Origin of the sequence: Hyphomonas sp. FCG-A18 (genome assembly GCF_045287255.1) — a bacterium.
Taxonomy (GTDB): Bacteria; Pseudomonadota; Alphaproteobacteria; order Caulobacterales; family Hyphomonadaceae; genus Henriciella.
Map to the genome: position 1 here is coordinate 621513 of NZ_CP137142.1, position 13975 is coordinate 635487.

At 55.1% G+C, this 13975-nt stretch carries 14 protein-coding genes; 9 read left to right on the forward strand and 5 right to left on the reverse strand.

Annotation, left to right across the window (positions count from 1 at the left end):
* The gene (locus tag RYZ27_RS03075; RefSeq protein WP_406680890.1) at positions 1-420 is read left to right on the forward strand and encodes a bifunctional diaminohydroxyphosphoribosylaminopyrimidine deaminase/5-amino-6-(5-phosphoribosylamino)uracil reductase RibD; all 420 of its coding nucleotides are present in this window, start codon (positions 1-3) and stop codon (positions 418-420) included.
* Here the strand turns inward: RYZ27_RS03075 and RYZ27_RS03080 are convergent.
* The gene (locus RYZ27_RS03080) at positions 417-2243 is read right to left on the reverse strand and encodes a hypothetical protein (protein ID WP_406680891.1); all 1827 of its coding nucleotides are present in this window, start codon (positions 2241-2243) and stop codon (positions 417-419) included. The two genes, RYZ27_RS03075 and RYZ27_RS03080, sit on opposite strands and share 4 nt — an antisense overlap.
* 68 nt (positions 2244-2311) lie before the next feature.
* On the reverse strand, positions 2312-3907 hold the full coding sequence (locus tag RYZ27_RS03085; RefSeq protein WP_406680892.1) for an AbgT family transporter: 1596 nt from the start codon (positions 3905-3907) through the stop codon (positions 2312-2314).
* Positions 3908-4017: 110 nt separating this feature from the next.
* Here RYZ27_RS03085 and RYZ27_RS03090 point away from each other — a divergent pair, with 110 nt between their 5' ends.
* The 5 genes from RYZ27_RS03090 to RYZ27_RS03110 all read left to right on the forward strand — a co-directional run bounded on the left by RYZ27_RS03090 (position 4018) and on the right by RYZ27_RS03110 (position 8580).
* Positions 4018-4386 (forward strand): fluoride efflux transporter FluC, encoded by a 369-nt coding sequence (locus RYZ27_RS03090; protein ID WP_406680893.1) that lies wholly within the window; start codon positions 4018-4020, stop codon positions 4384-4386.
* Positions 4383-5378 (forward strand): pseudouridine synthase, encoded by a 996-nt coding sequence (locus tag RYZ27_RS03095; RefSeq protein ID WP_406680894.1) that lies wholly within the window; start codon positions 4383-4385, stop codon positions 5376-5378. The genes RYZ27_RS03090 and RYZ27_RS03095 overlap by 4 nt, the downstream gene beginning before the upstream one ends.
* Entirely contained in the window at positions 5375-7045 is a 1671-nt protein-coding gene (locus tag RYZ27_RS03100; protein WP_406680895.1) for a putative 2OG-Fe(II) oxygenase, read from the forward strand. The genes RYZ27_RS03095 and RYZ27_RS03100 overlap by 4 nt, the downstream gene beginning before the upstream one ends.
* Positions 7046-7128: 83 nt before the next feature.
* Complete coding sequence (locus RYZ27_RS03105; RefSeq protein WP_406680896.1) at positions 7129-7632, forward strand: MarR family winged helix-turn-helix transcriptional regulator; 504 nt, start codon at positions 7129-7131, stop codon at positions 7630-7632.
* Positions 7633-8580, forward strand: a complete 948-nt coding sequence (locus tag RYZ27_RS03110) for a S41 family peptidase (RefSeq protein ID WP_406680897.1) — start codon at positions 7633-7635, stop codon at positions 8578-8580.
* Position 8581: 1 nt separating this feature from the next.
* On the opposite strand, the gene RYZ27_RS03115 is transcribed toward RYZ27_RS03110, so the two are convergent.
* Together RYZ27_RS03115 and RYZ27_RS03120 are read right to left on the reverse strand one after the other, a co-directional pair.
* On the reverse strand, positions 8582-9484 hold the full coding sequence (locus RYZ27_RS03115; protein WP_406680898.1) for an ABC transporter permease: 903 nt from the start codon (positions 9482-9484) through the stop codon (positions 8582-8584).
* Complete coding sequence (locus RYZ27_RS03120) at positions 9477-10448, reverse strand: ABC transporter permease (protein WP_406680899.1); 972 nt, start codon at positions 10446-10448, stop codon at positions 9477-9479. The genes RYZ27_RS03115 and RYZ27_RS03120 overlap by 8 nt, the downstream gene beginning before the upstream one ends.
* A 127-nt stretch (positions 10449-10575) precedes the next feature.
* Here RYZ27_RS03120 and RYZ27_RS03125 point away from each other — a divergent pair, with 127 nt between their 5' ends.
* From RYZ27_RS03125 to RYZ27_RS03135, 3 genes are all read left to right on the forward strand, one after another.
* Positions 10576-10986, forward strand: coding sequence for a TIGR01244 family sulfur transferase (locus RYZ27_RS03125; protein ID WP_406680900.1), 411 nt, complete (start codon positions 10576-10578; stop codon positions 10984-10986).
* Positions 10987-11107: 121 nt separating this feature from the next.
* Positions 11108-12040: a hypothetical protein gene (locus tag RYZ27_RS03130; RefSeq protein WP_406680901.1), complete on the forward strand. Its 933-nt coding sequence runs from the start codon at positions 11108-11110 to the stop codon at positions 12038-12040.
* A 78-nt stretch (positions 12041-12118) separates the two neighbouring features.
* Positions 12119-13030 carry an MBL fold metallo-hydrolase gene (locus RYZ27_RS03135; protein WP_406680902.1) on the forward strand — a complete coding sequence of 304 codons (912 nt, stop codon included), beginning with the start codon at positions 12119-12121 and terminating at the stop codon, positions 13028-13030.
* Here RYZ27_RS03135 and RYZ27_RS03140 read toward each other — a convergent pair.
* Positions 13027-13914 carry a DUF1499 domain-containing protein gene (locus tag RYZ27_RS03140; protein WP_406680903.1) on the reverse strand — a complete coding sequence of 296 codons (888 nt, stop codon included), beginning with the start codon at positions 13912-13914 and terminating at the stop codon, positions 13027-13029. The two genes, RYZ27_RS03135 and RYZ27_RS03140, sit on opposite strands and share 4 nt — an antisense overlap.
* Positions 13915-13975: the final 61 nt, after the last annotated feature.

Genomic DNA, 13975 nt, shown 5'->3' on the forward strand with positions numbered 1-13975 from the left:
ATGAACCGGGCTCTGGAGCTTGCGCAGTTTCAGTATGGGCGTACGGGGGAAAACCCATCTGTGGGGTGTGTGATTGTTGATCGTGATGGACGCCGTTTGAGTGAGGGGGCGACCGGGGATACAGGGCGTCCTCATGCCGAGCAGATTGCCTTGGAGCGCTTGCCCCAAGGCGCGGCAGCGGGGGGAACAGCCTATGTCACCCTTGAGCCGTGTCATGAGCGTTCAACCGGGGAGGCTTCCTGTTCCTCACGCTTGATTGAGGCCGGGATCGTTCGTGTGGTTGTTGCCACAAAAGATAAGCACCCCCAAGGGGATGGCGGTCTGTCTCGCTTGCGGGAAGCGGGCATTCAGGTCGAAACAGGTTTGTTTGAAGCCGAAGCGTTGGACCTTTATGAGAGCTTTTTCGCGAAGCTTGATTAGTCGAGCGCTGCGTCGACCAAAAGGTATGTCGCCAAACGCGAGCTGGCATTTTTCCGCGACTCTCGCGTGTTCTCGAGGGCATTCAGCGCGTCGCTTTCCTCCAGCGCAACAAAATCACGGGCAAGAGACATCAGCTCACTGTCTCCGCGCAGGCGGCTGCGGACCCGTTCGACCTGACGCCCGGCGGACTGGCGGGTGGCCATCCGGCGTTTCGTGTCGCCTTTGCGGGCTGAAAGAGCGATTTTTTTCTTATCCTTGGGCTTGAAAATATCGCCAAGACGTATGCCAGAATCCCCAAGATAGATGATCAGCTGTTCGGCCGTTTCCTCACGCGACAGGGCAGGGGTGTCTTCGCGCTCCATATCGGCAATGATTTCGCTCAGGCTGGCATTGCCATTCGCGGTGACTGCGCGTGGAGGAATAGGGGCGGGTGTCGAGGCCAGTTCGGCTTCGAACGGGTCAATGCCGTCTTCCTCTTCGAAGACCGCATCAACAGCCATATCCGGTGCTTCCGTGTCTGGCTCTGGAGCGGCTTCAAGAATATCTTCGTCAGCGAGTGGTTCTGACGCCAACAAGGCATCGGCCATTCGGTCTGCCGAGGCATCGAACAAGTCTTCTTCCACAACGCGCGAAGGCGAAGGGGCGACACCATTAACGGGCTCGGTATCAGGTTTTGTATGTGGTGCAGGCTTAGGCGGCTCCGGTGGGGTTTCCGGGATATCAAAGACATCCTCCTCGACCGCTTTGGGGGTAAATGAGGCTGTATCCAGTTCATCCTTGGCCGCTTGCACAGCGGAGGCGGTTTCGCGCCCAGCGGCTTTGAGCTTTGCCAGCGCATTCGCTGCCGACTCAGAGGCCTGGAAGCTTTGCTCTTGAATTTCCTTACTGGCTTGTCTTGCCTGATCCAGAGCGGCTTTGACCGAGTCGATCAGGCGATCCCCGGTTGTGCTCGCGGCAGCAGCTGCAAGCTCGCCAGCGCGCGAGGCCGTCTCAACCGTTTTGCGCGATTGCTCTAGTTTTTCCTCCATACGCGTGATCGCGAAGAGCAAGGTTTCATTGCGCTTGCCAGCCTCAGCGGCCAACGTGTCGAGCGCTTCAATGCGGGATTTCAGAGACTGCCCGGTATGGTTCAGCGAGGCGAGCCGTTCTTTCAGACCCTCCTCGGCTGTTGCAACTTCGGCGGAAGCCATACTAGCCGCATCGACCATCATTTTGACCTGACGCGGGATGGCATCGTTCAGGGTTTGGGTTTGCCCTTGAAGGTCGCTGGTCAACTGCTCCATGGAATTTCGTTCCGCAGCGAGGCGAACGCTGAGTTCCCGGGCATTATCGGCGCTGGCATAGGTGACGGACTCAAGCCGCTGGCGTTCATCGCCGAGCTCTTCAGAGACAGCGCGCATGGCGGTCAGAGCGTGGTTCATCGTCTTATCGACATCGCTGCTGGCCTTGGCCATGGACTGGGCAAAGCTGATACCTTCGGCACTGGTCGTCTCAAGGGGACGCAAAAGCTGTGAGGCGGCCTCAAGCACCAGAGCATTTGCAGCACTGGCGCGAACCTGTTCCTTGGCGAACAGGCTGGCCACAATCATGAGCAAGCCAGGGAGCAGGATGGTTATGCTGCCAGCGATGATCAAGGCAGGCTGGGCCGCCTGAATCGTCGACATACCCACCAGTGCGACGGTGCCGCCAAAGGCTGCACCCCACCATAAAAAAGCTAATCCAAGACCGGACCAGAGCAGCCAGCGCCCGGTTCTTCGCGCCTCATTCAGGCGCTGCTGCATGGCAGCGTAACGATTTTCAGACGAGGCACTCAACTCTTCCATATGGCCCTTATACCCCAATTTGGGGCAAAATTGCGAGCCTCGTCTGCACGATCAACATGAAACCCTGTTTAGCTTGCGCCCGGAATCGGGATCTGAGCCGGGGCACCGGGGCCAAGGTCCAGACCGAGGAAAATCCAGAGCATCATCAGGGCGACCCCTGAAACGAGCAGCCAGATTGAGTATGGGATCATCATCGCGGTCAGGCTACCGATGCCGAAATCGGCTTTCCAACGACGAGCGAAGACCAGGATCAGTGGGAAGTAAACCATGAGCGGGGTGATGATATTGGTTGCACCATCGCCGACACGATAAGCAGCCGTCGCGCCATCCGGGCTAATGCCCAGCAGCATCAACATCGGAACCAGAACTGGGGCCATGAGCGCCCATTTCGCACTGGCCGAGCCAACAAACAGGTTCAGCATTGCTGAAAAGAGGACGATCATGCCCAGAACGATCGGCAATGGCAGGCCACTATTCTGAATGGCATCGGCGCCATGAACGGCACTGATCAGGCCAAGATTCGACCATCCGAACATGGCGACAAAGTGAGCCGCAGCAAAGGCAAGAACGAGATAATACCCCATATCCTTCATCGCCTCGGCCATCATGTTTACAAGGTCTCTATGATTGTTGATCGTGCCCGCAGCCGCACCATAGGCCCAGCCAGCAGCAAGAAAGAGGATTAGGAAACCTGCGACCAGAGATTGGAAGAAGGGTCCAGCCTTCGTGTACCAAGGATCCCCTTCGGTCCCCGGGCCATCGGCCAAGAGCGGTGTTCCCGGCCCAAGGGTCATGAAGGCCCAAAGGCCACAGACCGCCAGAACAGCGAGGCCTGCATTACGAAGGCCTTTCTTTTGTTCAGTGGTTAGGGGTTTATCTTCCTCTGCATAGCTTTTCGCATCATCGGAATCTGGAACCCATTTGCCAAGGCGCGGTTCGATAATCTTATCGGTCACAAACCAGATAATCGGCATGTAGATAAACAAAAGCGCGATGATAAAATAGGTGTTGCCAGCGATATTCACCGTCCAGCCCGCATCAATATTACTGGAGGCATAGGCCGTTTCGGTAATTCCAAAGAGCAAGGCGTCCAGTTGCCCGGGCGCGACATTTGCTGAGAAGCCGCCCGATACGCCCGCAAAGGCTGCTGCGATCCCGGCCAATGGATGCCGTCCGGCTGAGGCAAACAGAATTGCTGCAAGTGGGATCATCACAACATAGCCAGCGTCGGCAGCATGGTTGGATAGCATCGCGACCAAAGCCACGAGTGGTGTCAGAAGCACTTTCGGTGCATTGCGAACGGCGCCGCGAATAGCACTTGCAAACAGGCCGGATCGTTCCGCAACACCGGCGCCCAGCATCACGACCAGAACATATCCCAGCGGATGGAAGTGTGTGAAGGTCTTGGGCATTTCGACCCAGAGGCGCTGAATGTTCTCGGGTGAGAGCAGACTGACCGCATCTTCGACTTTCGGTGTGCCATCTGCATTGACTTGAGTGGGGTGGTTTGCCGCCACATTCATCAGGTCGGCAACAATTGAGATGCCCACCAGGAAGATGATCAAATAGAAAAAGATAAATACCGGATCCGGCAATTTGTTGCCGGTCTTCTCGACCCAGCCGAGAAATCCTTTCTGTTGTGGCGCATCTGCGACATCACTCATGCGGTATTCTCCCTCTCTCATGATTATTTCTTATCGTTATAGCCCGTGTTTTGGACGCGCAAAGCTTTTGCAGCCTTTCAGGTGCATTAAATGCGGCGTATGTAGCGGCCATGATGAATTTTCTTCTTGTTGCTATGGGCGGTGCGATCGGGGCTTGCCTACGCTACGGCGCTGGGGTTGCCATCGGCAATGGTGCGCAGGCGACTTTTGCTGTGAACGTTGTCGGTAGTCTTATACTTGGTGCTCTGCTGGGCTGGCTGACAACGCGTGACCTCGCCGGGGAGGGTGCTCTTTATTTGTTTGTCGGGGTTGGGCTGCTTGGCGCCTTCACGACATTCTCTGCCTTTTCCCGAGAGACCGTGCACTTCTTCATGATCGGCGATCCTCTGCGCGGTACGCTTTATGCTTTGGCGAATATGACGGGCGCGGTTGCCGCCTTTGCTGTTGGTCTCTTTGTGCTTAAGCGGGCTTTATCATGAGTGGGCAAGTGATCACCGAAACTGTTACCGACAAGGAGGGCGGTGTCCGCCTTGATCGTTGGGTTAAACGGCGGATGCCGATGACGCAGGGCGAGCTGGAGAAGCTGTTGCGCAAGGGGCAAATCCGGGTCGATGGTGCGCGTGCAAAGTCCAACACCCGTCTCGAAGCGGGTATGGAAGTACGCCTGCCGCCCTACACGTCCAAAGCCGATAGTGGTGAGCCGTGGAGCGCTCCGAAAAAGCCTGACAGCAAGGCGCTGGCTTTCTTGTGTCCTTTGATTCTGCATGAAGATGACGAGATGTTTGTCCTTAACAAGCCGGCTGGGATTGCGGTTCAGGGTGGAACCAAGCAAGGCGGGCGGCATATTGATGGTATGCTGGATGCGCTCAGTGATGGTCAGTATCGTCCGCGACTGGTCCATCGCCTGGACAAGGAAACATCCGGCCTATTGGCGATTGCGCGAACACCTGCGGCGGCTTCCCGGCTTGGCGCGCTCTTTCGCTCACGTGACATGCAAAAGGTCTACTGGGCGGTGACGGTGGGTGTCCCGCACCCCATGTCAGGCCAGTTACGCAGCTGGATGCGCAAGGGCGTAGGGCCGGAAGGCCGCGAACGCATGATCATGGGCGCGCATGGTGATAAGGTCTCCAAGCACGCGATTACCGATTATACGGTTGTCTCTACAGCGGCGCAGCGCGCAGCATGGGTCGCGCTGAAACCCGCTACAGGGCGCACGCATCAGTTACGCTTTCATATGCATGAGCTTGGCACGTCTATTCTCGGCGATGATAAGTACGAAACCGCCCGTGAGGTGCCACAGGGTGTTGGCAAAGGCCTGCACTTGCATGCCCGAGCTTTGGTGATTCCGCGCGCTACGGGAAAACCTCTAGTGTTGCAGGCGCCGCTCTCTGGCACGATGCAGCAGACGTTTGAAACGCTGGGTTTTTATGAGAGTGAAGCCGGGCGAGACCCCTTGGAGTTGTTTCTTTGATAGGCGCTGAAGCTGCAATTGCAAAAGGCTATGCCGCTTACCAGCGCGGTGATCTTGCGACCGCGCGGACTGTTCTGCAAACCGTGCATCACCCGCAAGCCTGGCATATTCTTGGACTGGTTGAGCGAAAAGCCGGGCAGTTTGCCCAAGCCTTGAACTGGCTGGAACGCGCAGAGGCTGCTGATCGGCAAAATCCGGAGATTCCAAACAATCAGGGCCGCGTATCCATGGATGCGGGACAGGCCGTCGAAGCAGAGAAGTTCTTCCGGCGTGCGCTGAGTTTGCGATCAAATTGGGAGCCAGCTCTGACCGGACTGGGCAAGGCTCTGAATGCACAGAAGCGCTGGGCTGAAGCGAGTGAAGTCTGGCATCTTGTTCTCTCTCACAAGCCTTACGATGTTGCGGCCCGGTACAATGCCGCGATGGCCGATACAGAACTTGGTCGATTAGAAGAAGCTGATGCAGCCTACACTCATCTCCTCAATGAAGGTGTAGATGATGCTGCGGTCTGGTTTATGCGCGGACGCACGCGGTGTGAGGCCAGTCAGATTGAGGCCGGCATCGCGGACCTGAAAACGGCTTGGGTCAAGCGACCTGAAGCGCACGTTCTGAAGAATTTGGCGAACTCGCTTTGGATGGCGAGTGATCATACAGGTTTCGAAGAGCTCTTATCTCATGTTCCCGATGACCTTGCCCTGATGGCTGTCGATTTGCGTGGCCAATCAGGTGACCTGCAGAGGGCGCTGGATGCATGGGAAGCGCTGCCGGAGCGACATAAGACTGCAGCAGCGGGCCTCGCGATTAAATCTGTTCTGCACCGTGATTTGGAGCAGATTGATGAAGCCTATGAGGCAGGTGAGGCAGCTTTGGCGCTTATGCCTCATGATCCGTTTGTTATTGATGCGGCGGCGTGTGGTCGGTTGATGGTGGGTGATGGGGCAGGGGCCCTGTCGATTATCCAACCGCTTCGCGCAGCAGAGCCAAACAGCCAGCATTGGCTGGCCTATGAGGCGACTGCTCTGCGGGTTATGGGCGATCCGCTCTATGAGTTTATCGTCGACATGGATGCACATGTCCGGTCATATGAATTGCCGGTGCCGGAAGGGTTTAGCTCTATTGAGAGTTTCAATGACGCTTTCCTCGAAGCGCTTGAGCCTGTACGCGGATTTACAACGCACCCGCTTGATCAGTCCTTGCGGCTTGGGATGCAAACCTCGCGAGACCTTGTCACGACACCTGACCCTGTCATTCAGGCATACATCAAAGCGCTCGACACGCCGATCCGGGCCTATATGGCCGATATTGGTAAAGAGCCGGAACATCCGCTGACCGCCCGAAATTCCGGCAACTATCGGTTTAATGGGTGTTGGTCGGTCAAGCTGACCGGTGGTGGCAATCACGTAAACCATATCCATTCCGAGGGCTGGATCAGTTCCGCTTATTATGCATCGGTTCCGCCTGAAACCCGGGCAGGTGACAGCAAAGCAGGCTGGATCAAGTTCGGCGAACCGCCTTTTCCAACGCGGACAGATACCTCGCCGCAAAAGTGGATCCAGCCAGAAGCAGGCATTCTCGTCCTGTTTCCAAGCTATCTCTGGCATGGGACGGAACCGATTAGCGGAAATGCCACCCGCGTAACCGCGCCATTTGATGTGGTGCCGGTTTAGATAACCCGCACTTATCCGATCTATCGAATAGATTGCCCAAGATAGGGCTTGCTTTTATGCTTATATGTAAGTACTTACATTAAATGACTATTGATCGTGATTACCTCCAAAGCCTGGGCGTTACGGCGCTGGGAACGAGGCTTAGACGTCTGTTTGAAAACCTGAATGGGCCTGTCAATCAGCTCTATCGAGAAGAGTTAGGGTTTGAGCAGCGATGGTTTGCGCTCAGTTTTTTGCTGCGTGAGAAGGGGCCAATGCCCGTGCAGCGTGCAGCAGATGCCTTGGGCAGTTCACATGTTTCTGTTCTGCAAATCAGCAAGGCAATGGAGAAGAATGGGCTACTTGAGCGCGCCCGTGATCCCAGTGATGCAAGAGTATCCTTGTTAGCGTTGACCAATGCAGGACAGGCAATGATGGACCGGGTTCATATCCTGAGCCAGCAGATCGACCAAGCGGCTCTTTCGCTCATTTCTGATGCCGCCCCTGAATTTTTGAGGGCCTTGTCGGCAATCGAACAAGACTTGCGTGAAACGCCTTTTAGGGCGCGCATCCAGCGTGCTCAGCCTCAATCAAAGAAGGAAGAGTAAATGATAAGCCTCCTGGTTTCCGGACTGACTCTAACAGCGCTTTGCGATGTTGAACGTGCGGTTGTTCTTGATGCTGCCGATCAGATTGAGACGGCATATGTTATCGAAGCCGAGGCGCAGCGCATTGCGTCGGAATTGCGCATGCTGGAAGCCTCTTCAGACGTAAGTGCTAACTGCTCAGTTAAAGAGGCTTTTGCGTCCAACCTTACCAAGGATATTCGCCAAGTTTCTGGTGATCACCATTTTTACGTTGAGGTGACAGCTGAGCAGGAAGACAATGACTGGATCGAGGAGTGGCGTCAGTCTGGTAGCACCATGGGGCAGGGCATTACGCATGTGCAGGTATTTGAGGGCAATATTGGGTACATCCGGATCAAGTCATTCTTTGAGTTAGAGGCTGCATATCCTTTCTATCGAGCAGCCTTTGATCTTGTTGCCGACACAGATGCTTTGGTTTTGGACTTGCGCGACAATCATGGAGGGTCGCCGGAAACGGCATGGCCGCTGCAGTGGACATTTCTAGAGCCTGGAACGGCGTCTCCGATCAAAATGGAGTCACGCATTGAGGCAGTGACACCTCGAGAAGAACCATCCGTCTTATGGGTACGCTATGGGACGGAGCGCCCGGTTTTTGTGCTGGTGAACAAGGATACGTTTTCGGCGCCAGAAGCTGTGGCTTACACACTTCAGACAACTGGCCGGGCAACTGTGATAGGCGAATCTTCAGGGGGCGGTGCTCATATGCTGGATGGTGGGACGGCGCTTTCAGGCGGTTTCACGGTCTATACGCCGACAAAGCGTCCGATCAGTACCATCACGGGCGACAACTGGGAGGGTGTAGGCGTCATCCCAGATATTCAGACGAGTGAAGCCGATGCACTAAGCACCGCGCTCAAGCTTGCCCGCAGTGCCAAGTCTACAAACCAAGACTTGGAAACAACAGATTAGCTTACCGCTCCTTAGGATCCAGCGCATCACGCAAACCGTCGCCGATAAAGTTCAGGCAGAGCAGCGTGATCATCATGGTCAGGGCTGGGGCGAGGAGCATCCAGGGCTTATCCTGCATCTCACGTGCACCCTGCGAGATCAGAACGCCAAGCGAAGTCAGCGGCTCGTTTACGCCAAGACCGAGGAAAGACAGAAAGCTTTCGGCCATGATGACGACCGGAATGGTCAGCGTCACATAGACGGCAACTGGACCAACGACGTTTGGCAGGATGTGGCGGCGGATCATGGTGAAGAAAGGAACACCTGTTGCCCGAGCGGCTTCAATGAATTCCATATTCTTGATGGCGAGCGTTTGGCCGCGCACGATCCGGCTCATGGTCAACCATTCAACCGCGCCAATCGCGGCAAAGATCAGGATGATGTTCCGCCCGAAGACCGTCAGAAGCAGGATCACGAAGAAAATGAAGGGCATCGCATAAAGCACATCGACGAACCGCATCATGATATTGTCGACACGTCCGCCAACAAAGCCAGCGACAGCGCCCCATGTCACGCCAATGATCAGGGAGACAATTGTTGCGACAAGGCCGACAGCGAGTGAGATGCGCAAACCGATCATCAGACGAGCGAACAGGTCTCGTCCCTGTGTATCTGTCCCCAGAATGTGCCAGTTTTGCAAAGTGGGGCTTAGCTCACCATTAGTTGAGATTGTGCGATAGTCATGCACCCAGACAAACGGGCCAAACACCGCGATGATGACCAGAAGGCCAAGGATCCACATCGAGGTCACAGCGGCCTTGTTCCGGAACAGGCGGGCGCGTGCATCATCCCAAAGCGAACGACCACCTTGAATGGCCTGCTCAATCGGCTCTTTGCGATTTGTGAGATCGATACCGTCAGTCATACTTCACCTTCGGGTCCAGCAGGGCGTAGAGCACATCTGCGATGAGATTGAACAGTACGATCAGGGTTGCGTAGATAATCAGCGCACCCATAACCAGCGTATAGTCGCGGTTAATGGCACCATCGACGAAATAGGTGCCCATACCAGGCAGGCCGAAAATCTTCTCGATCACAAGTGACCCTGTCATGACCCGGGCCATGGCGGGGCCAGCATAACTGACCAGTGGCAGGATGGCGGCGGGCAGGGCATGCTTCATGATCACTTGCCGCTCGCTCAGGCCCTTGGCGCGGGCCGTGCGAATATGGCCAGAGCGCATGGTCTCAATCATGCTCGCACGCATCAATCTGGATATGATCGCGATTTGAGGCAGAGCCAGTGTCACAACTGGCAGAGTCATATTGTGGAAGGTCATCCCGATATTGGGATAGGTGCCCAAGCCACCGACTGCGAAAATACCAGCGCCCAATGCGAAAAGAAGGATCAGGATCGGACCGCTAACAAAAGTCGGAATGGAAATCCCGGCCATTGCAAAGCCCATAACGGTATAGTCACCAGCTGTATTCTGACGCAGGCCGGCGAAAATCCCGAGTGTCGTGCCGACGACAATGGCAAGGCCCATCGACAGAAAACCAATAGACAAGCTGATTGGCAGCCCGTCGGAAATCATATCATTCACGCTTTTGCCGAGCGTTTTCATGCTGGGGCCAAAATCGAGCTGTATGACGCCCCAGAGATAATCTGTGTATTGTTTCCACAAGGGCTGATCGAGGCCAAACTTGGCATTGATCGCATCCATCGTGGCTTGCGGGAGCTTTTTCTCACCATCGAACGGGCCCCCAGGCGCCATGCGCATCATGAAGAAAGCGACAGTGATAATCACGAGCAGAGTCGGAATCGCGATGAGCAAACGTCGAGCGACATAGGCCCATGGAATACGGGATAGACTTCGTTGAAGGGCTGACACGTTAAGCTCTTGTCTCCGTATGAAATGGGTACTAATCGCGGCTACTGACTTGGAACAGCGAGTTTAGGTTCCTAGGTTCACGGGACAGGAAAGCTTGTCAACGCCCACATGCACCGGAGAGGTCCTCATGGTTGAGATTCGTAAGGTTACAGACGGATTTGCCGTCGCACCCCAGATTGGTCCAGATGATGTCGAAGCGATTGCGGCAGCAGGATACAAGACGATTGTCGCCAATCGTCCTGACGGGGAGGGTGGTATCACGCAGCCACGCATGGGCGCGATCCGCACCAAAGCAGAAGAGCTGGGACTGGCTTTCGTCGCAATCCCATTCTCGGGCGCACCGACACCTGAGATTCTGGAACGTATTGGAGCAGCGCTTGCTGAAGCGCCATCTCCGGTTTTGGCGTATTGCCGCACAGGGACACGTTCAATTACAGCTTGGGCCCTTACCCATGCAGGACAGGGCATGGGTGAGGAAATCGTCGATACAGCTGCAGGGGCCGGGTACGATCTTTCAAGTCTGAGAGCGCTGCTATAACGCGTGGCATGCCATATTGTGAACAAATAATCACGTAAGCTGTTGAACCTGTGACTTGAACGTATGTGCTTGGCGTGCGATTCAGGTAATGTGTGCTTTCAGGGGCGCTTAGGAGTAAAGTATGTCACGGAACTGGCTGACAGACTTCAAATATGAGAATGGTGCTTGGCTTGTGAAAAAGACCGGGCATCGCGTTCCTGCGACCAAGTCTCTGGCAAATGACATTTTTACCTGGCTGACATTCTATACTCTGGCGCAGTCCTGGCGGACATGGCGTCGGCTGACGGGGCATAAACGCCCAACCATTGCGTTTTATCCGGACAAGCCACGGCCCTGGTATTTTATCTGGCCGGTTATGCATGCCTCTGGCGCCAAATTGATTTCTGATTGTTCAGTCGCTGATATCGTTTTCCAGTTTGATGATTCTACGACGACAGATCATAATCCGCCGCCTGTTAAGGTCGGCGCGAAGCTGGTCAATTTTGATTGTCGTGACATTTCCAAGTCTGCCGTTGCTGCTGCGTTCGAGCGAGCAGCAGGTTACTCTCTGGCTGTGAACCCGGCGGACCATACTGGGACGATGGTTGAAAAGTCTGAGATGAATGCCGCTCATGATGGGCGTGTTATTGAAGGGCCGATGCAGCCCCTGCCAGACAAAACCTATCAGGTTCTGGTGGATAATGAGATTGAGGGCGGGTTGGTCGAAGATCTGCGTTGTTGTATTTGCGGCGGCAAACCGGCCATCGTCTTCCGCAAGCGCCGCGAGATTGGACGTCGTTTCCTGAACGAGAATGCAGAAGTCCTGCTAGACACCCCACAGAATTGTTATAGCGAAAATGAGATCACGGTGATCTCACGATTTGCTGAAGAGATCGGACTGGAATGGGGCGGCGTTGACGTGCTACGGGATAATGCGTCCGGCAAGATCTATATTGTTGACGCGAACAAAACCGATATGGGGCCACCGGTCGCTTTGAAGCTTGGTGACAAGCTAAAATCGACCCGCCGTATGGCTAAAGCCTTTGTCGCTGCGTTCGCGCCGAAGAAAAAATAAGGGTTTTGCCGGGGTTGCAAAACCGGTCGCTATAAGACCAGAGCGTAGAAAAAGATAACAAGAAACGGGCCCCTCCCTATGGCAATTCCCTTCGTTCGTGAAATTGACTTTGAGTATGGCAAAGTCGAGCAAGTCTCTCCCCTCCTGCGTCGTGTGATCGCGAATAATCCAGGCCCGTTCACCTATGTTGGTACAGGGGTTTACATTGTCGGTAAGGGTGAGGTTGCGGTTATTGATCCAGGTCCGCATCAGGAAGAGCATTTTGAAGCTTTGAAGGCCGCGCTTGAGGGGGAGACAGTCAAATGTGTCTTGGTCTCGCATGGTCATTCAGATCATTCGCCCTTGGCCAAACCGCTTGCTGAGTGGGCCGGGTGTAAAGTCTACGCGAAAGGCTGCGGTGAGCCCACAGCAAAAGGTGAGTTGGGCAGCGAAGATGATCCTGGTTTCGCGCCGGATGTCTGTATTGGTGACGGCGATGTTTTTGAGGGACCGGGCTGGACGCTTGAGACCATCGAAACGCCCGGTCACACAACGAACCATCTTTGCTTCGCGCTAAAAGAAGAGAACGCTTGTCTGACAGGTGATCACATCATGGGCTGGTCTACGACAATCGTGGCACCACCGGATGGGCATATGGCCGACTACTTCCGCAGCCTCGACAAGATTGAAGAACGCGACTTCGATATTCTCTGGCCGACACATGGTTCCCCGATCGAAGGTGCAGCTTTCGTAAAAGAGTTTATTGGCGAATATCGCCAGCACCGTCAGAACCGCGAAGACGGTGTCATTGCGATGATGAAAGAGGGTGAAACCTCAATCCCGAATATGGTCAAAGCCATGTATGTTGGCCTCGAAGAGCGCCTGTTCCCAGCAGCCTGCATGAGCCTGCTGGGTCATATGGTGAAGTTGATCGATGAAGGGCGCGTCACATGTGATACAGACGCCCCTCTTGTGCAAAGCTCGTTTAGGCTGGTTGAGGTGACTGTTTAGTCTTCAACCCGACCATCGCCGCGATCAAGCAGCTCCATCATAAAGCCATAGACCCGCTTTGAGTTGGCCCCAATGTCTGACAGGCCAACGCGGCTGGTTGATCGCATATCCACACGAGTCGCGCCCTCAACAGCGCGGATGCGAATCGCGACATCGTCTTTGAATTCGAACCAGCCCGATGTTGCGGTTGCTTCGAGCTGGATGGTGTCATTGGCCTCTTGGCCCGCAAGGGGGGTGACGATTTCCCAACCTTTGTTCTGGGCGATGCGCTCTGCAAGAGCGGCGACTTCGGCTGGGGCCTGATCAAAGTAGACTGGATCAATCGGCGGATAGACGGTTTCGCCTTCTTCGCCTTTGGTTTCAGCTTCTTCCTGCGCAACAGAGACAAGCTTGCCGCCCATGCCTGGCCAACGGGCATTAGCCCCTTCTGGGATTGTTGGCGCATCCAGAACCGGGTTTGTGTCGCCTTGGGCTTCACGTGCCGACAGGATGGCCTCTGTATAGCGAACAGGATCGCTCCAGTCGGTTTGAATGTCATGGATTGGTGGCAGAGCAGCGGCTTGCGCGCCAAATCCGCCAAGCCGGAACAGAGCCATCGCGCTGATCAGCGTTGCCAATAGAGCAATGATGAAGGGGCGTACACGTGGGGCCTTAATGAGGGCAATGATTTGCGCAATGATCGATAAACCTAATGCGATCATGGTGATCATTGGCCCGGTTCCGATGGTCATTTGGCCTAAGCCAACCTGCCATGGCCACCAACCCCACTTTGTTCCAAGCGCAGCAATTGCAAACCAGAGAACCGCGAAAATGGCTGCTGCCAATGCAAAAGCAGAGACTTTCATGCGCCAACCGGCAGATTGTGGTGTGGTCTCAGATGTCATGTCCGCGCTCCCAATTTGTTTGGCTGTCAGTTAGATCGTGTCAGCCCATGAGGCAATCTTT

Excerpts from the sequence above, each read along its gene's own strand:
- RYZ27_RS03075 (WP_406680890.1), top strand. The coding sequence starts at position 1 with ATGAACCGGGCTCTGGAGCTTGCGCAGTTTCAGTATGGGCGTACGGGG.
- RYZ27_RS03080 (WP_406680891.1), bottom strand. The coding sequence starts at position 2,243 with ATGGAAGAGTTGAGTGCCTCGTCTGAAAATCGTTACGCTGCCATGCAG.
- RYZ27_RS03085 (WP_406680892.1), bottom strand. The coding sequence starts at position 3,907 with ATGAGTGATGTCGCAGATGCGCCACAACAGAAAGGATTTCTCGGCTGG.
- RYZ27_RS03090 (WP_406680893.1), top strand. The coding sequence starts at position 4,018 with ATGATGAATTTTCTTCTTGTTGCTATGGGCGGTGCGATCGGGGCTTGC.
- RYZ27_RS03095 (WP_406680894.1), top strand. The coding sequence starts at position 4,383 with ATGAGTGGGCAAGTGATCACCGAAACTGTTACCGACAAGGAGGGCGGT.
- RYZ27_RS03105 (WP_406680896.1), top strand. The coding sequence starts at position 7,129 with ATGACTATTGATCGTGATTACCTCCAAAGCCTGGGCGTTACGGCGCTG.
- RYZ27_RS03110 (WP_406680897.1), top strand. The coding sequence starts at position 7,633 with ATGATAAGCCTCCTGGTTTCCGGACTGACTCTAACAGCGCTTTGCGAT.
- RYZ27_RS03115 (WP_406680898.1), bottom strand. The coding sequence starts at position 9,484 with ATGACTGACGGTATCGATCTCACAAATCGCAAAGAGCCGATTGAGCAG.
- RYZ27_RS03125 (WP_406680900.1), top strand. The coding sequence starts at position 10,576 with ATGGTTGAGATTCGTAAGGTTACAGACGGATTTGCCGTCGCACCCCAG.
- RYZ27_RS03130 (WP_406680901.1), top strand. The coding sequence starts at position 11,108 with ATGTCACGGAACTGGCTGACAGACTTCAAATATGAGAATGGTGCTTGG.
- RYZ27_RS03135 (WP_406680902.1), top strand. The coding sequence starts at position 12,119 with ATGGCAATTCCCTTCGTTCGTGAAATTGACTTTGAGTATGGCAAAGTC.
- RYZ27_RS03140 (WP_406680903.1), bottom strand. The coding sequence starts at position 13,914 with ATGACATCTGAGACCACACCACAATCTGCCGGTTGGCGCATGAAAGTC.